This is a genomic window from Methyloversatilis discipulorum, from assembly GCF_018780585.1.
Classification (GTDB): domain Bacteria; phylum Pseudomonadota; class Gammaproteobacteria; order Burkholderiales; family Rhodocyclaceae; genus Methyloversatilis; species Methyloversatilis discipulorum_B.
On record NZ_JADMJL010000016.1, the window covers coordinates 65,487 to 81,470 of the forward strand.

Annotated in this window: 15 protein-coding genes; 3 read left to right on the forward strand and 12 right to left on the reverse strand. The window is 68.3% G+C overall.

Annotation, left to right across the window (positions count from 1 at the left end):
- Nucleotides 1-32: 32 nt before the first annotated feature.
- Nucleotides 33-902 carry an MBL fold metallo-hydrolase gene (locus IV112_RS06335; RefSeq protein ID WP_304001940.1) on the reverse strand — a complete coding sequence of 290 codons (870 nt, stop codon included), beginning with the start codon at nucleotides 900-902 and terminating at the stop codon, nucleotides 33-35.
- 279 nt (nucleotides 903-1,181) lie between these two features.
- On the opposite strand from IV112_RS06335, the gene IV112_RS06340 reads away from it, so the two are divergent.
- Nucleotides 1,182-5,204, forward strand: a complete 4,023-nt coding sequence (locus IV112_RS06340; protein ID WP_304001943.1) for a response regulator — start codon at nucleotides 1,182-1,184, stop codon at nucleotides 5,202-5,204.
- A gap of 4 nt (nucleotides 5,205-5,208) precedes the next feature.
- On the opposite strand, the gene IV112_RS06345 is transcribed toward IV112_RS06340, so the two are convergent.
- The 6 genes from IV112_RS06345 to IV112_RS06370 form a co-directional block, all read right to left on the reverse strand.
- The gene (locus IV112_RS06345) at nucleotides 5,209-6,336 is read right to left on the reverse strand and encodes an HD domain-containing phosphohydrolase (RefSeq protein WP_304001946.1); all 1,128 of its coding nucleotides are present in this window, start codon (nucleotides 6,334-6,336) and stop codon (nucleotides 5,209-5,211) included.
- Nucleotides 6,337-6,490: 154 nt separating this feature from the next.
- Entirely contained in the window at nucleotides 6,491-6,565 is a 75-nt protein-coding gene (pqqA, locus tag IV112_RS06350) for a pyrroloquinoline quinone precursor peptide PqqA (protein ID WP_008060153.1), read from the reverse strand.
- A gap of 137 nt (nucleotides 6,566-6,702) precedes the next feature.
- Nucleotides 6,703-7,260, reverse strand: coding sequence for a lipopolysaccharide transport periplasmic protein LptA (gene lptA, locus IV112_RS06355; protein WP_304001949.1), 558 nt, complete (start codon nucleotides 7,258-7,260; stop codon nucleotides 6,703-6,705).
- Nucleotides 7,257-7,838 (reverse strand): LPS export ABC transporter periplasmic protein LptC, encoded by a 582-nt coding sequence (gene lptC / locus IV112_RS06360; RefSeq protein WP_304001952.1) that lies wholly within the window; start codon nucleotides 7,836-7,838, stop codon nucleotides 7,257-7,259. The genes lptA and lptC overlap by 4 nt, the downstream gene beginning before the upstream one ends.
- Nucleotides 7,835-8,365: a KdsC family phosphatase gene (locus IV112_RS06365; protein WP_304001954.1), complete on the reverse strand. Its 531-nt coding sequence runs from the start codon at nucleotides 8,363-8,365 to the stop codon at nucleotides 7,835-7,837. Before IV112_RS06365 ends, lptC begins: the two co-directional genes overlap by 4 nt.
- Nucleotides 8,362-9,351 carry a KpsF/GutQ family sugar-phosphate isomerase gene (locus tag IV112_RS06370; RefSeq protein WP_304001957.1) on the reverse strand — a complete coding sequence of 330 codons (990 nt, stop codon included), beginning with the start codon at nucleotides 9,349-9,351 and terminating at the stop codon, nucleotides 8,362-8,364. The genes IV112_RS06365 and IV112_RS06370 overlap by 4 nt, the downstream gene beginning before the upstream one ends.
- Nucleotides 9,352-9,494: 143 nt before the next feature.
- On the opposite strand from IV112_RS06370, the gene IV112_RS06375 reads away from it, so the two are divergent.
- A complete protein-coding gene (locus IV112_RS06375) occupies nucleotides 9,495-11,465 on the forward strand; it encodes a monovalent cation:proton antiporter family protein (RefSeq protein WP_304001960.1) in 1,971 nt (656 codons plus the stop codon).
- 42 nt (nucleotides 11,466-11,507) lie between these two features.
- Here the strand turns inward: IV112_RS06375 and IV112_RS06380 are convergent, their stop codons facing one another.
- The gene (locus tag IV112_RS06380; RefSeq protein ID WP_304001963.1) at nucleotides 11,508-12,224 is read right to left on the reverse strand and encodes a prepilin-type N-terminal cleavage/methylation domain-containing protein; all 717 of its coding nucleotides are present in this window, start codon (nucleotides 12,222-12,224) and stop codon (nucleotides 11,508-11,510) included.
- A 245-nt stretch (nucleotides 12,225-12,469) separates the two neighbouring features.
- Here IV112_RS06380 and IV112_RS06385 point away from each other — a divergent pair, with 245 nt between their 5' ends.
- Nucleotides 12,470-14,209, forward strand: a complete 1,740-nt coding sequence (locus IV112_RS06385) for a sensor histidine kinase (protein ID WP_304001967.1) — start codon at nucleotides 12,470-12,472, stop codon at nucleotides 14,207-14,209.
- Here IV112_RS06385 and IV112_RS06390 read toward each other — a convergent pair.
- Genes IV112_RS06390 through IV112_RS06405 form a run of 4 tightly spaced genes read right to left on the reverse strand, consistent with a single transcriptional unit; the run spans nucleotide 14,193 to nucleotide 15,953 of the window.
- Nucleotides 14,193-14,603 (reverse strand): DUF1499 domain-containing protein, encoded by a 411-nt coding sequence (locus IV112_RS06390; protein ID WP_304001970.1) that lies wholly within the window; start codon nucleotides 14,601-14,603, stop codon nucleotides 14,193-14,195. The genes IV112_RS06385 and IV112_RS06390 overlap by 17 nt on opposite strands.
- On the reverse strand, nucleotides 14,600-15,178 hold the full coding sequence (locus IV112_RS06395) for a peroxiredoxin (protein WP_304001973.1): 579 nt from the start codon (nucleotides 15,176-15,178) through the stop codon (nucleotides 14,600-14,602). Before IV112_RS06395 ends, IV112_RS06390 begins: the two co-directional genes overlap by 4 nt.
- On the reverse strand, nucleotides 15,175-15,597 hold the full coding sequence (locus IV112_RS06400; protein WP_304001976.1) for a VOC family protein: 423 nt from the start codon (nucleotides 15,595-15,597) through the stop codon (nucleotides 15,175-15,177). The genes IV112_RS06395 and IV112_RS06400 overlap by 4 nt, the downstream gene beginning before the upstream one ends.
- The gene (locus IV112_RS06405; protein ID WP_304001980.1) at nucleotides 15,594-15,953 is read right to left on the reverse strand and encodes a GFA family protein; all 360 of its coding nucleotides are present in this window, start codon (nucleotides 15,951-15,953) and stop codon (nucleotides 15,594-15,596) included. Before IV112_RS06405 ends, IV112_RS06400 begins: the two co-directional genes overlap by 4 nt.
- Nucleotides 15,954-15,984: the final 31 nt, after the last annotated feature.

Here is a 15,984-nt window from a genome sequence, read left to right on the forward strand (position 1 = left end):
CGTCGATTGTGCCGCGCCCGCTGGCCTTCGCGTCAGAGCGCATCGAGCGGAATCTTCAGATAACGCGTGCCATTGTCCTCGGGCGGCGGCAGATGGCCGGCGCGCATGTTCACCTGCACCGACGGCAGGATGAGCACCGGCATGTCCAGCGTCGCGTCGCGCGCGGTGCGCATGGCGACGAAGTCGTCCTCCGATATGCCGTCATGCACGTGGATGTTGTGCGCGCGTTCGTCGGCCACCGTCGTTTCCCAGCGCGGCGCGCGGCCGTCCGGCATGTAGTCGTGACACATGAACAGCCGGGTTTCCGGCGGCAGCGCCAGCAGCGTGCGGATGGAGCGATACAGCGTGCGCGCATCCCCGCCCGGGAAGTCGCAGCGTGCGGTGCCATAGTCCGGCATGAACAGCGTGTCGCCGACGAAGGCGGCGTCCTCGATCAGGTAGGACATGCAGGCCGGCGTGTGCCCCGGCGTATGCAGTGCGCGCGCCTGCAGGCTGCCTATCTTGAAGGTTTCGCCATCGCGGAACAGATGGTCGAACTGGCTGCCGTCGCGTTCGAATTCGGTGCCGGCATTGAACAGCTTGCCGAACACCCGCTGCACGGTGACGATGTGTTCGCCGATGCCCAGCCGGCCGCCCAGTTGCTGCTTGATCCACGGTGCGGCCGACAGGTGGTCGGCATGGACGTGGGTTTCCAGTATCCATTCCAGCCGCGCGCCCAGTTCGCGTACGCGGGCGACGATGCGGTCGGCCGACGCGGTCGAGGTGCGCCCGGACTTGGGGTCGTAGTCGAGCACGCTGTCGACCACGGCGCAGGCCAGGGTGGCGCGGTCGAACACGATGTAGCTCACCGTGTTGGTTGCTTCGTCGAAGAAGCTCTCGATCTGCAGGCTGTCTCGGGTCATGGGTCGGTTCTTCCTCGTGTGCGGCCGGAATGCCGTCCGGCGCTGCGGTACGCGACGATGTATAGCCTCTCTGCCGTCTCCTGATCCGTAACCTAGGTCACCCTGCGCCGTGCCACGGGGGTCATCGTGCCCCGGTAACGGCCCCGAAGGGGTAGGCTCCAGCTTGGTCAAGATGTGCGGCCGCCGGCCGATAACAAGGGGTCACCGGTGCGCACGCGGCGGCCCCGTCCTGTCGACGGATCCGATGCCGGATGCCCCGCGCCAAAGAGAATACAGCCGATGCAAGAACCACCGTTCGAACAGGACACCGTTGCCTTCCAGCGTCGCTTCGTCGCGCTGGTCGCGATCTGGGTCGTCCTTTGTGCGCTGGTTACGCTGTTCGCGGCGCGCAGCGCCAGCCACGAATACCTGCTCGACGCGCAGGCGCGCAGCGCGCTGCGCCTGGACAGCCTGAACGAATCGCTGTCCTCCACCTTCCGTCAGCTGGCCGCATTGCCGGTGACCCTGGCGCGGCAGGATGCGCTGCAGAAGTATCTGGCGGCGCAGGCGGGCGAACAGGCGATCCGCGCGCTGCCGCCCGGTCCGGCGCTCCGGCAGCATCTGATGGAACGGCGCGACGCGCTCGGCGTGAGCAGCCTGCTCAACGCCGTCGCGCAGGATTTCAATCTCGGGCTGGTCTATCTGCTGGACGCCGACGGCAATGCCATCGCCGACAGCGGTTTCCACCTGCCGTACGCGGTGCTCGGGCTCAATTACGCCGATCGCGAGTACTTCCGTCAGGCGGTCGACGGCGGGATCGGCCTGCAGTACCTGATGGGGCGCACGACGAATGTGCCCGGCTTCTACTTCTCGGCGCGCGTGGACGTGGTCGGGCGCCCGCCCGGCGTACTCGTGCTGAAGCAGGACGCCGAGACGATGCGCCATCTGTTCGGCGGCTACGACCAGCTGGCACTGATGGCCGACAACAACGGCGTGATCGTGCTGGGGTCGCCGCCCGAGCTGGTGCTCAAGCGCTTCGCGCCAGCGATCGACGATCCGATCGACGACGCCACGCTGAAGGCGCGCTATGGCGTGGTACCGCCGGTGCTGCCGTGGCAGGGCGACGAAACCCGGCTGGACGACGAGACGACGGTGCATCTGCAGGTGGTGGACGGCCTGCGCCATCTGGTGCTCGGACGCGCGATGGACGACTCGCCCTACACCGTCTGGGTGCTGCTCCCGCTGCGCGAGGAGGCGGCCCTGTGGCGGCGTCACATCGCCGGCGGCCTCGTGGTCGGCCTGCTCGGACTGGCGCTGATCGCGCTGTGGTTCCGGCGCGAACGGCAGAATATCGACACCCAGCGCACGCGCCGCGAACTGCTCGAACTGGCCAATGCGCTGCCGCTCACCGTGTTCCGCTATCACCGCCCGCTCGGCCGCGGCGGACGCTTCGCCTTCCTCGGTCATGGCGTCGAGGCACTGTTCGGGCGGACGGCGGAGAAAGTCGCGGAGGACCCGGGCGCGCTGTGGCGCGCCTGCGGCATCGACGACGACAGCCCGCCGGTGCGCTCGCGTGAACTGCAGGTGCGTACGCCGTCCGGTCCGCGCTGGCTGCGCGTGGACAGCACGCCGATGCCCGACGGCCGCGGCGGTACGATCTACAACGGCTACTGGCTCGACATCACCGAACGCAAGCTCGGCGAAGCCAAGTTCCGCGCGCTGTTCGAGCACTCCTTCGACAGCTATTTTTTCTACGACGAGGACGATGGCGTCATCAGCTGCAACCCGGCCACGCTTGCGCTGTTCGGCCTGCCGTCGGAAGAGGCGCTGCGTGGCCGCGTGCCGTGGAACACGCCACTGTCGCCGGAGCGCCAGCCCGACGGCGAATCGAGCGCCGTCGCCGCGCGCCGTCTGCTGTCGGACGCCAGCGAGGCGGGGCGACCGCAGATGCGCGAATGGCAGTTTGCCGGCGCCGGCGATCGCGTCTTCACGGTCGAACTGGCGGTCATCCCCATCCAGCAGGGCGCGCGCCGGCTGTACTGCCTGATCGCGCACGACGTGACGCTGAAGAAGGAAGCCGAGGCCGCGATGCTGCGCGCGCGCGATGCCGCCGAGGCGGCGGCGCAGCTGAAGTCCAGCTTCCTCGCCAACATGTCGCACGAAATCCGCACGCCGATGAATGCCATCCTCGGCATGACACATCTGGCGCTGCGCGACGAGATGTCGCCGCGCCAGCGCAATTACATCGAGAAGGCACACCGCTCGGCGCACGGCCTGCTGGCCATCCTGAACGACATCCTCGATCTGTCGAAGATCGAGTCCGGCCGCCTCGACATCGAGCACATCGACTTCCGGCTCGACACGGTGATCAACCACATGGTGGACGTGATCGGCGTCAGGGCGGAGGAGAAGGGGCTGGAACTGCTGTTCAGCGCCGAACCCGGGCTGCCCACGGCGCTGATCGGCGACCCGGTGCGACTCGGTCAGGTGCTGATCAATCTCGGCAGCAACGCGATCAAGTTCACCGAGCACGGCGACGTGATCATCGGCGTCGAACTGAAGGCGCGCGACGAGCGTGCGGTCGAACTGCACTTCACGGTGCGGGATTCCGGCATCGGCATGGACGAGGCGCAGATCGCGCGCCTGTTCCAGCCCTTCACCCAGGCCGACAGCTCGATCACCCGCCGTTACGGCGGCACCGGCCTCGGGCTCACCATTTCGCGCCAGCTGGTCGAACTGATGGGCGGCCGCATCTGGGTGGACAGCGAACCCGGCCGCGGCTCGACCTTTCACTTCACCGCCCGCTTCGGCCTGCAGGCCAGCGCCGACGCCGTACCCGAGCGCCTGCCCGACACCATGCCCGGCTCGCACGTGCTGGTGGTCGATGACCACCCGGGCGCGCGCGATGTACTGGCGGCACTCTGTCGCGGCATCGGCCTCGAAGTCGACGTCGCCAGCGGTGGCGACGAGGCGCTGAACATGCTGGCCGCCGACGAAGGTCGGCACGGTCTCATGCTGATCGACTGGAAGATGCCGGGCATGGACGGCGTACGCCTCGCCGAGGAATTGCGGCGACGCTGGCCGCAGCGCAGCATGCGGCTCATTCTGGTCACTGCGCTGGGCCGCGACGACGTCGCTACACAGTCGGCCGGCCGCCATTTCGAGGCGGTGCTGCACAAGCCGGTCACCCCGTCGGCGCTGCTCGACGCGGTGTCGCAGGCCTACGGCCGGCGTGCCGACGCACACGCCCCGACGCCCGGCGACGAACGGCTGGAAGCCAGCATGGCGGCGGTAGCCGGTGCCCGCGTGCTGCTGGTCGAGGACAACGAACTGAACCAGGAACTGGCGCACGACCTGCTCGAGCGCGCCGGCGTCGAGGTGGTGATCGCCGGCGACGGTCAGCAGGCGGTCGACCTGCTGGCTGGCGGCAGCCGCTTCGATGCGGTGCTGATGGACTGCCAGATGCCGGTGATGGACGGCTATACCGCCACCCGCACGCTGCGCGGCCTGCCCGGTCTGCAGAATCTGCCGGTGATCGCGATGACGGCCAGCGTGCTGGAGGCGGACCGCGCGCGCATGTACGACTGCGGCATGAACGACTGCATTCCCAAGCCGCTCGACGTGCCGCAGATGTTCGCCACGCTGGCGCGCTGGGTCCATCCGCAGCCCGGTGCCGACAGGCAGTCCGGCGCGGCGGCGCCGGCGGCGCCCGACGACGCGGTGCCCGCGCTGCCCGGCATCGACACCGCGGCCGGGCTGGCGCACTGCATGGGCAAGCCGCAGCTGTACCGGCGCGTGCTGCGCGCCTTCCTGCGCGGACAGCGCGATTTCGCCGCGCAGTTCGACGAGGCGCGCCGTGGACCGGACACGCAGGCGGCGGCGCGGCTGGCGCACACGCTGCGCGGCCTGGCCGGCACCGTGGGCGCGCACACGCTGCACGGGCTGGCATCGGAACTGGAAGGGCTGCTGGCGCGCGAATCGGCCGACGCCGACATCGACGCCGCGGCGACGGCACTCACCCGCGAGCTCGATGCGCTGATCGGCTCACTGCTGCCACATCCGTGGGTGGCCGACGAGGCCGTCGCCGACGGTGCACCGCCCGACCCCCGCCAGCTGGTGGAGCCCTTGCGCGCACTGGCGCAACTGATCGCCGACAGCGACGCCGAAGCGGTGGCACGCGCGCTCGAGCTGCAGCGCCTGCTGGCTGGATCATCGCTGGAGTCGCTGGCCGCCTCGCTCGGCGACGCGCTGAAGCGCTACGACTTCGACCAGGCGAACGCCTGGCTGACCGCGCTGTACGAGCGCTCCGGCGTCCAGTCCTGAGGTCTCAGGCCGGTTGGGCGGCGCCTTCGCCGCTGTCGCCCGGTTCGGCCACCGGCACGTCGACGTCGGTCATCGGGCCGTGCGTGTCGGCGTAGGTGGCGTTGATGCGCAGCATGTCCGGCAGCACCGACGGCAGCACCGCCATCAGTGCCGGGTCGAAGTGCAGGCCGGTGTTGCGACCCATCACCTGCAGCGTTTCGTCGATGGGCAACGCCGGTTTGTAGGGGCGCGCGGTCATCAGTGCGTCGAACACGTCGGCAATCGCGACGATGCGGCCGAACAGCGGAATGTCCTCACCGATCAGGCCGCGCGGATAACCGCTGCCGTCGAAGCGCTCGTGGTGGGTGAGGGCGATGGTGCGCGCGGTCTGCAGCAGTTCGTCGTCGTGCTCGCCGATGATTTCGGCGCCGATCTCCGGGTGCTGACGCATCACCGCCCATTCGGCCTTGTTCAGCGGGCCCGGTTTCAGCAGCACGGCGTCGGGAATGCCGATCTTGCCGATGTCGTGCATCGACGCCGTGTTGAACAGCAGTTCGGTCGCCTCCGGTCCGAGGCCGATCGCCTGCGCGATCAGCCGCGCGTAATAGCTCATGCGGATGACGTGATTGCCGGTCTCGTTGTCGCGAAATTCGGCGGCGCGGCCGAGCCGGCGGATGATCTGCTGGCGTGACGCGAACAGTTCGGCGGTGCGCTCGCGTACGCGGTCTTCCAGCGCCCGCGTCTGGTCGTACAGCGCCAGATGGGTGCGCACGCGCGCACTGACGATGGGCGGGCTGATCGGCTTGGTGATGTAGTCGACGGCGCCCACCTCCAGCCCGAGGCGTTCGTCCTCGATCGAGGTCATCGCGGTGACGAAGATGATGGGAATGCCGCGCCGGTCCGGGTTGGCCTTGATGCGACGGCAGACGTCGTAACCGTTCATGCCGGGCATCATGATGTCGAGCAGGATGAGGTCGGGCGGCTCGGTCGAATTGACGATGGCCAGCGCCTTCTCGCCGCTGGTGGCCACCTTGACCCGGTAGTCCTGGCGCAGCAGGGCGCTCAGCAGGTCGATGTTTTCCGGCGTGTCGTCGGCAACCAGTATGGTCTGTCTGGTCGTCCGCCCCGCGCTCTGATCTGCGTCCGTCACCATCGTCTCCTGTGATCAGGCCCTAAGCCTTCGGCATGTTAATCACGGTTCGCTGATATCGGAACACCTGCGGTCGATGCAGTTCCCGCCCTGTGCGGGATGTACGGACGAAAAAAAACGGCGGGGACACCGCCGTTTTTCCTGTTGCAGCCGCGTATCAGCGGTTGGCAACGTACATCGTGATCTCGAAGCCGAAACGCAGGTCGGTGGCCTTCGGGGTTTCCCAGTTCATATCTCTCTCCGTCATGTTGTACTTCTTGAAAAACACAGCGGTTGCCGTGTCTGGATCAGAGTATGGACAGGGAGCGAAGGTGCGACCTCCAGCCGCCGCTGAAAACCGGGTCATGATTTTCATGACCCGGTGACGCCTCACTCCTTCGGCGCCGACTTCGGCTGGATGATGGCGCGCACGCGCTTGGACTGGTCTCCAGCCGACGGCACCGACTTGGCGTCGCCCGAATTGGTGACCGTGTAGTTCTCGCTGATCGAGTTGTACTCGATGTACTGGCCGCGCACTTCGTCGCCGCCGCTCTTTACGTGGGCGCGCACGAAGAAGCGGGTGATTTCGGTCTTGGCGTCGTGCTCGATGCGCTCCGCCTCGCCCTCCATCCACAGGTCCTGGCCCTCGCGCTTCTGGCGGAAGCGGGCGAGGCCGCCTTCGCCGCCGGTGGCCACACCCTTCTGGTAGCCGGTGGCGTCCTGGGTCACCACGACGCGGTTGGCCTTGATGGTGAGCGTGCCCTGGGTGAACACCACGTTGCCTTCGAAGGTGTGCGTGCGGGTGCGGTCATCGACCGTCACCTTGTCCGCTTCCAGATTGACCGGCTTTTCGCGGTCGGCGCGCTCGGCGCGGGCGGGCGTGCTCAGGCCGGCGGCCAGCACGAGGTTGAGCAGGATCAGGCCGGTGAGGGCAGGGCGCAGAGTCATGGGCGGCGGGTTCTTTCGAGGGTGGCTTTGACGCGCGATTCGAGTATGTAGGTCTGTTTGACGCGGTCGGCGACCATGCCGACGCCGTGGGCGACCGATTTGCCCTGCGTCAGCTTCACCGGCTTGTCGGTGCGGGCGATCTCGTCGTCCGGGTACACGTTCAGCACGCTGGTTTCCAGCGTCATCTCGGGATTGCCGGGACTGGCCTCGCGCAGCACGCGCACATTGTCGCGCAGGATGGCTTCCTTGCCATCCTTCATCAGCTGGGCACGGTCGGCGCTGATGCGGGTCGGCGACTGCTTGCCGCGGTAGAGCAGCAAGGGCTGGTCCAGTTCGGTGGTGTCGTCGTCCGGGTAGTGACGCAGCTGCTGCGCGGTCAGCGTGTGCTGCACCTGGCCGGTGGGGTCGAAGCGGCGCACGGTGAAGTTGTCGACGATCACGTCCGGGTCGTGTCTGAGCTTGCCGGAGGACGGGCGGTCGTCGACGCGCGTGGCGCGATCCAGCCACATGGTCAGGCCGACCAGCAGGATCAGGATCAGCAGCGGCAGTGCCTGCTGGACGTTGCGCTGAAGGTTCAACGCAGGCAGTCCTGCAGCAGCGCGTCGAGCGCGCCGCGGGCGTCGAGCAGGTATTCGCAGACTTCGCGCACGGCGCCGCGGCCGCCGTCGGCTTCGGCCACCCAAGAGACGTGCTGGCGTACGAAGAAGTGGGCGTTGGCCGGCGCGGCCGAGAAGCCGCAGGCGCGCAGCACCGGCAGGTCGACGATGTCGTCGCCCATGTAGCCGCAGTGCTCCATCGCGATACCGCGTTCGGCCGCCAGTTCGCGCATCGCCTCACGCTTGTTCTCGACGCCGAGCAGCGCGGTGGTGATGCCGAGGTTGGCGGCGCGGTGACGTACCGCGGGCGAAGAACGCCCGGAAATGATGACCACCTCGACGCCGGCGCTGGCCAGCATCTTCAGACCGTGGCCATCCAGCGTGTTGAAGCCCTTCAGCGAATCGCCGTCCGGGCCGAACCAGATGGTGCCGTCGGTCATCACGCCGTCGACGTCGAAGCCCATCAGGCGAACGTTGCGGGCGGCATCGAGTACGGAGGTTTCGCTCATATCACCTTGGCCTGCATCAGGTCGTGCATGGTCAGCGCGCCGGCCAGCGCGCCGTGTTCGTCGAGCACCAGCAGCTGGTTCACGCGCTGCGTCTCCATCAGGTCGGCCGCTTCGGCCGCCAGCCGGCCGGCCGGAATGGTGCGCGGGTGGCGGCTCATCACGTCGGCCACCGGCACGGTGCGCACGTCGCCCAGGCGGTCGATGGCGCGGCGCAGGTCGCCGTCGGTAAACACGCCGGCGACAGCGCCAGCGTCGTCGAGCACCACGGTCATGCCCATGCCGCCGCGGGTCACCTGCAGCAGCGCTTCGGTGACGGTGGCGGCGACGCCGACACTGGGCACCGCGTCGCGGGCGCGCATCACGTCGCGCACGTGGGTGAGCAGGCGGCGGCCGAGTGCACCACCCGGGTGGCTGCGCGCGAAGTCGTCCTCGCGGAAGCCGCGTGCCTCCAGCAGTGCAACGGCCAGCGCGTCACCCAGCGCCAGCGCGCAGGTGGTGCTGGCGGTCGGGGCGAGGTTGAGCGGACAGGCTTCGATCGCCACGCCAGCGTCCAGATGCACGTCGGCCAGCGTGGCCAGCGTCGATGCGGGCTTGCCGGTCATCGCGATGGTGCGGCCACCCTGGCGGCGCACCAGCGGCACGATGGCCAGCAGTTCGGCGGTTTCGCCGGAATTGGACAGCGCGATCAGCACGTCGTCGCGGTGGATCATGCCGAGGTCGCCGTGCAGCGCTTCCGCCGCATGGACGAAATAGGCCGGCGTGCCGGTGCTGGCCATGGTGGCGGCGATCTTGCGCGCGATGTGGCCAGACTTGCCCAGCCCGCTGACGATGACGCGCCCCGGGCTGTCGAGAATCAGCCGCACCGCCGCTGCGAATTCGTCGCCGAGGCGCGCCGACAGCGCTTCGAGCGCGCTGCCTTCGATGGCGAGCACGCGGCGGGCGCAGGCCAGGATGTCTTCGTTCTTCGGTGGGGCAGGCTGTGTCATGCGCGGGGCGGGGTGTGCGGAGGCGTGTAATCGCCCGTACTACGGGCGCAGGAACGATCGGTTATGATCGGCGCGGATTATAACAACCTGCTCCGACAGGCGGCCGCTCCCGGAAAGCGCTGACGGCCGAACACATCGTCACCATGTCTGCCCTCGAGCTGGTTCTACTGCTGCTCACCGCTTCGGTGCTGGTGGTCGGCCTCTTCCGCAGTATCGGCCTGCCGCCGATACTGGGCTATCTGCTGGTGGGGGCGCTGGCCGGCCCGCACGCACTGGCCTTCATTCCCGATACCGACGAAGCGCGCCACTTTGCCGAATACGGCATCGTTTTCCTGATGTTCTCCATCGGGCTTGAATTCTCGCTGCCCAAGCTGTTCTCGATGAAGCGGCTGGTGTTCGGCCTGGGCGCCGCCCAGGTCGCGTTCAGCGTGCTCGGCGTGGTCAGCTTCGCCTGGCTGTTCGGTCTCGGATTCAAGGGCGCGATCGCGGTCGGCGGCGCCATCGCGATGTCGTCGACGGCAGTGCTGATCAAGCTGCTGGTCGAGCGGCTGGAGCTCGATTCGGCGCACGGCCGGCAGGTGGTGGGCGTGCTGCTGTTCCAGGATCTGGCGGTCGTGCCCTTCCTGGTGGTGATCCCGGTGCTGGCGCTGGGCGCCGAGGAAAGCGTCGAGGCGCTGGGGCTGGCCGCGGTGAAGGCGGCGGTGGCGCTGACCCTCATCCTCTATCTCGGCCCGCGGCTGATGCAGCGCTGGTTCCACATCGTGGCCAGGCGCAAGTCGCCCGAACTGTTCATGTTGAACGTGCTGCTGGTGACGCTGGGCATGGCCTTCGCCACCGAGGTGGCCGGCCTGTCGCTGGCGCTGGGCGCCTTCCTGGCCGGCATGCTGATTTCGGAGACGCAGTATCGCTACCAGGTGGAAGAGGACATCAAGCCCTTCCGCGACGTGCTGCTCGGGCTGTTCTTCGTCACCATCGGCATGAAGCTCAACCTCGCGCTGGTGTTTTCCGAGCTGTTCTTCGTTCTGGTGACGGTGCTGTTCATCCTGATCGGCAAGTTCGCGGTGGCCGCCGCCGCCTCGCGTTTCTTCGGTTCGTCGCCCGGCAATGCGCTGCGCGTCGGCCTGTGGCTGTGCGCCGGCGGCGAATTCGGCTTCGTGCTGATGGCGCTGGCCGACGCGGCTCACCTGATTCCCGACCGCATCCTGCAGATCGTGCTCGCCTCGCTGCTGCTCACCCTGCTCGTCGCGCCGATACTGGCTCATTACGCCGACCGCATCGTGCTGCGGCTGGTGCCGTCCGAGTGGCTGCTGCGCTCGATGCAGCTGACCTCCATCGCCGCCCAGTCGCTGGCGACCGATGGTCACGCCATCGTCTGCGGTTACGGCCGCAACGGCCAGTACCTCGGCCGCTTCCTCGAAAACGAGGGTATTTCGTTCATCGCGCTCGACCTCGACCCCGAGCGCGTGCGCGAGGCGGCGGCGGCGGGCGAAACGGTGGTGTTCGGCGACGCCGGCCGGCGCGAAACGCTGATTGCCGCCGGCATCGCTCGGGCATCCATCGTCGTCGTCACCTTTGTCGACACTGACGCGGCGATGCGGGTGATCCGCCTGGCTAACGAGCTGCGCGCCGACATACCGGTGGTCGTGCGCACCTTTGACGAGCGCGACTACGACAAGCTGTCGGCCGCCGGCGCGACCGAAGTGGTGCCGGAATCGCTGGAATCGTCGCTGATGCTGGCGACGCACGCGCTGGTGCTGCTGGGCGTTCCGCTGGCGCGGGTGCTCAAGCGCATCCGCCAGTTGCGCGGCGACCGCTACCACCTGCTGCGCGGCCTGTATCGCGGTGCCGAGCATCTGGCTGAGGAGGCGGTCAGCGAGGCGCAGCACAAGCGGCTGCACTCGGTGGCGCTGGCGCCCGGCGCCTGGGCCATCGGCCACCGCATCGACGAATTCCATTTCGAGGACGTGCGGGTCGAGGTCAGCGCGATACGCCGGCGCGGCATCCGGGCGCTCGAACCCAGTTCCGACCTGGCCTTCGAGAATGGCGACGTGGTGGTGCTGCTCGGTGAGCCGGCCGAACTGGCGCGGGCGGAATCGAAGCTACTGAAGGGTTAGTCGAGGCAGGAAACGGGCGGCGGATGCCGCCCGGCGGGACGGTCAATAGGCGACGCAGACCGTATACAGATCGCTGCTGTTACGTTCGAGGTCCGGCGTGATTTCGATCGCGGTACCGGTGGCCGCCCCAGCGCCACTGACCTGGGCCATCGCGCGCACATTGCCGGTGTTGGTGGCGCCGTCGTCCATGGTCGAGTCGACCTGGCGGGCAAGTCGGGCGGAAATGCCGTCCGAGCAGATGAAGAAGGCGCCGGTCATTACTACCGAGGCGGAACTGGAGGAGGTCGCCGAGGTGGTACCGACGCTGATCGGCACGGCGCCGGTGATGCCGATGCGGCCGTTGTCGGCGTTTCTCGGGTAGTAATTGCTGGTGGCACTGGTATCGCTGGTGTCGCTGGTGCCGGTCAGCAGATTGGCCCTGCGCAGGTGCTGCCAGACGAGGAAGGATTCGTCGGTCGCAGTGGTCGAGTTCCAGTTGCCGCCGATGCGGCCGTTGCCGCGGGCTTCGCCGGACGGGCTGCTGGCGTTCGCGCCGGCAACGTGCTGGGTGGCGGCCGGATCGTCGCCCGGCATGAAGCGGAAGCGGTCCTGGTAGGCATACACGGCGGTCGATATCGTGCGGAAATCATTGACCAGACTTTTCGCCTTGGCGCTGTTGATCAGTTCCTGACCCTTCAGCACGCCGCCGAGCAGCAGACCGATAATGACCAGAACGATGGCAATTTCGACCAGTGTGAAACCGTTTTGCGTGGATCTCATGAAAGTTCTCCTTGATAGCCACACCACTGCACGATCCGTGCCCATTGCCGCCTTCCTGCAGCGGCGGTGTGCATCATGCTGAATCCGATACAGTTTTTTTCCTTGTCGGGGCGATCGGGCTGCGCAGATGCGTCAGCCCGCGCCGCGCGGTCGCCGCGAACTGACCGTATCTCGACAGGTCCGTCATGTTCCGGTCACTTGCATGGCGGCCCGGTCGAGCGTCGACGCGCGGGCAGGGCGCAGCGGTGAGCCCGCGCGACGCGGCGCCGCAGACGCCACGCCTGCCCGACTGGCTGACGCGCGTACGGCCCTGGCTGCTGCTGTGCGTGCTGGCCAGTCTGCACGGCCTGCTGTGGATCGGCGATGACTTGACGGTGGCGCGGGTTGCACTGCTGTCGCACATCGGCCTGCTGCTGATATGGCAGCCTCTGGTCGGCGCGCAGAGCAGGCTGAACGCCCGCGCCCTGATCCTGCTCGCCGTCGCGGTGCTTGCGATGGTCGTGTTCTATGGGCCGGCGGTGCTCAGCCTGTGGATGCTGCTGCTGGCCGGCCTGGTCGGCGGCAAGGTGTTCTTTTCGACCTCGCGCGGGCCGCGCATCTATTACCTCGGTGCGCTCGCCTATCTGATCACCGCGCTGTTTACCGTCGCCCTGCCGCGCGCGCTGCCGCCCGGGCTGTCACTGCCCGCCGGCATCGACACCCTGGGCCTGTGGCTGTCGCCGCTGGCGCTGACCGTCATGCTCGCCGTGCCCGGCCACGAACGCGCCGACCGCGACCGCGAAGTGCTGGATTTCGTGTCCGGCCTGTTCGTGCTGCTGCTGTTGGCGGTACTGGCGCTGGGCACGCTGGCCGCCATGCTGATCGCTGGCGTCGACTATCTGCGCGCCTTGCTCGGCACGCTGACCGTACTGGCCGCGATGCTGATGCTGCTCAGCTGGGCGTGGAATCCGCGCGGCGGTTTCGGCGGCCTGGGCGTGGCCTTCACCCGCTACGTGCTGTCGCTGGCGCTGCCCTATGAACGATGGCTGGAGAGCCTGGCCGCGCTGGCGGAGGAGGACGGCCGACCGGAGGATTTCGTCGCCCGTGCCGCCAATCGCCTGTCGGCACTGCCGCTGGTTGCCGGCGGCGAGTGGCGCACGCGCGGCGGCGGCCGTGCGCATGAAGGTCAGTTCGGTCGACGCGGTGCCCAGCGCTACGACTTCGAGCACCCGCTGCTCGAACTGGCCATCTTCACGCAGCGGCCGCTGTCCGGTGGGCTGGTGTGGCATTTCAATCTGCTGGTGCAACTGCTCGGCCAGTTCTATCAGGCCCGCCTGCGCGCCGAGGAACTGCGCCGCCTGAGCTACCTGTCGGCCATCCATGACACCGGTGCGCGCCTCACGCACGACGTGAAGAACCTGCTGCAGTCGCTGAACACGCTGTGCTACGCCGCGCGCGAAGCCGACGGCCCGGACGCGGCGGAGCGCGCCAACGCGCTGCTGGCGCGCCAGTTGCCGGTGATCACCGCGCGGCTCGAAGCGACGCTCGACAAACTGCGTCGGCCGCAGCCGGCCGACGGCGAATGGATGCCGGCGCCGGAGTGGCTGCAGTCGATGTCCGCCCGTTTCGCCGGTCACGGCGTGACGGTCGAGGGCGCCACCGAACCCGACCTGTGGCTGCCCGGCGCGCTGTATACGACGGTCGCTGAAAACCTGATCGCCAACGCGCTGCACAAGCGGCAGACCGAGCCGGGCATCGCCATCGTGATGCGGCTGGGTGGCGAGCGCCTGTCGGTCGAGGACAGCGGCAGCGTGATTGCGCCGGCGCTCGCCGATTCGCTGCTGCGCGAGCCGGTGAGCTCGGCCGCCGGCCTGGGCGTCGGGCTCTACCAGGCGGCCAAGCAGGCGCAGGCGGCCGGCTTCGCGCTGCGGCTGGACCACAACCACGAGGGCTGCGTGCGCTTCGCGCTTGAGCCGGCGCCGCGTCCGCTCAGTGCGCCGGGCTGAGTGCGGCGTGCAGCGCGTCAATGCGTTCCCGGTTCACGCCGAAGTCGTAATGACCGCTGCGCGCGCCGCTGCGGAAGCGGATGACGCGCGCATCGGCATCGATGACGAATTCCGCGGCGTCCACGAAGCCGAACACGCGCGAGCGGAACTCCGCGGCGATGAAGCCCGGCTCTTCGCGCGTGATCGTGCTGCGCGCTTGTGCGGCGATCGCTCGGCGCAGTGCGTCCTGTGCCTCGGCCACCGTGCCTGCGAACGGTATCGGTGCCATCTGCGCCTTGCCGGAGGCCTCGGTCGACACGCAGTTCGGCTTGTCGGGGCAGGGGGTCAGCGCGGGCGGCGCGGCGAGCGCCGCGGCCGAAAGCATTGCGAACACCAGGGCGGGCGTGACCTTCATGGCTGTCCTCGTGCGCGCAGCCAGTCGACGACGTCGGCCGCATTGCGGTCTGGCGGGAACACCGGGTAGAACACCTTGACGATGCGCGCCGCGTCGGCGATCAGCGTGAGCCGGCGGTACAGCAGGCGACCGTCGACCTCGAACACCGGCAGTGACAGTGCGTCGCGCAGCGCGAGGTCGCTGTCGCTGAGCAGCGGGAAGGGCAGATGCAGACGCGTGGCCGCCTCGCGCTGATAGTCGCTGTCCTGCGTGCTCAGGCCGAACACGCCGGCGCCGAGCGCCGCCAGTTCGGTGTGGTGATCACGGAAGGCGCAGGACTGCGGCGTGCAGCCGCGCGCGCCGGGTATCGCGTCCCAGCCCTCGGGCAGCGGAACGCCGGGGCGGCCGGTCATCGGGTAGATGTAGATTACCTGCAGGCCGGGCAGCGTCGACAGCTGCACCGTGCGGCCGTCGGTCGCCGGCAGCGCGAGCGCCGGCAGGCGCAGGCCTTCGAGGTGGGTGGCAGCGCCGTCGTCGGTTGGCACCGGCAGGTCGGCGGGGAGTGTGGTCAGCTGCGCGGTCAGCGGGGCGGTCATTCCGGCAGTTCCCAGTGCGGATTCCAGGCCACCTCCCACAGATGGCCGTCGGGATCGGCGAAGTAGCCGGCGTAGCCACCCCAGAAGGTGTCGCGGGCGGGCTTGACGATGCGGCCACCGGCGGCCTTTGCTTCCGCCATCAGCGCATCGACCTCGGCTTTCGACGCGACGTTGTGCGCCAGTGAGAAGCCGGCCGGGTCGGCCGCGCCGGCGGTGATCCCGGCGTCGTGGGCGAGGCTGGTGCGCGGCCACAGCGCGAGCTTCAGCCCGGGCTGCAGATCGAAGAAGGCCACCGCGCCGTGTTCGTGCTCGGCGCCGACGATGCCCTCGGTCGACCAGCCCAGGCCGTCGCGGTAAAAGGCGACGGCGCGCACCAGGTCGTCGGTGCCCAGCGTGATCAGCGTGATGCGCGGCTTCAAAGTGCGCGCCCGTCGTAGTGCTTCACCGGCAGCGATTCGATGTCGACGTCGTCGAGACAGCGCACATTGATCGCCGCGCTCTGCACGCCGTCCGGCCGCGTACCCTCGCCGAATGGGTGGATGCCGCAGTGCGGACAGAAGCGGTGCTTGATCACGTGCTTGTTGAACGAGTAGCTCGCCATGTCGGATTCGGACGTCTTCAGTTTCAGCGCCGCGCGTGGCACGAACCACATCAGCGCGCCCTTGCGCCGGCAGATCGAACAGTTGCAGGCGACGACGCCCGTCAGTTCACCGCCGAGCTCGCGATCGATCTCGAAGGCGATCCGCCCGCAGTGGCAGCTTCCGGTGTAGTTCATGCAGGACTCCTTGCAGTGCGGCCCGGTGTTC

Coding starts and splice junctions, on each gene's coding strand:
- IV112_RS06375 (WP_304001960.1), top strand. CDS start 9,495: ATGTCTGCCCTCGAGCTGGTTCTACTGCTGCTCACCGCTTCGGTGCTG.
- IV112_RS06390 (WP_304001970.1), bottom strand. CDS start 14,603: ATGAAGGTCACGCCCGCCCTGGTGTTCGCAATGCTTTCGGCCGCGGCG.
- IV112_RS06395 (WP_304001973.1), bottom strand. CDS start 15,178: ATGACCGCCCCGCTGACCGCGCAGCTGACCACACTCCCCGCCGACCTG.
- IV112_RS06365 (WP_304001954.1), bottom strand. CDS start 8,365: ATGAGCGAAACCTCCGTACTCGATGCCGCCCGCAACGTTCGCCTGATG.
- IV112_RS06340 (WP_304001943.1), top strand. CDS start 1,182: ATGCAAGAACCACCGTTCGAACAGGACACCGTTGCCTTCCAGCGTCGC.
- IV112_RS06335 (WP_304001940.1), bottom strand. CDS start 902: ATGACCCGAGACAGCCTGCAGATCGAGAGCTTCTTCGACGAAGCAACC.
- lptA (WP_304001949.1), bottom strand. CDS start 7,260: ATGACTCTGCGCCCTGCCCTCACCGGCCTGATCCTGCTCAACCTCGTG.
- IV112_RS06405 (WP_304001980.1), bottom strand. CDS start 15,953: ATGAACTACACCGGAAGCTGCCACTGCGGGCGGATCGCCTTCGAGATC.
- IV112_RS06370 (WP_304001957.1), bottom strand. CDS start 9,351: ATGACACAGCCTGCCCCACCGAAGAACGAAGACATCCTGGCCTGCGCC.
- IV112_RS06345 (WP_304001946.1), bottom strand. CDS start 6,336: ATGGTGACGGACGCAGATCAGAGCGCGGGGCGGACGACCAGACAGACC.
- IV112_RS06380 (WP_304001963.1), bottom strand. CDS start 12,224: ATGAGATCCACGCAAAACGGTTTCACACTGGTCGAAATTGCCATCGTT.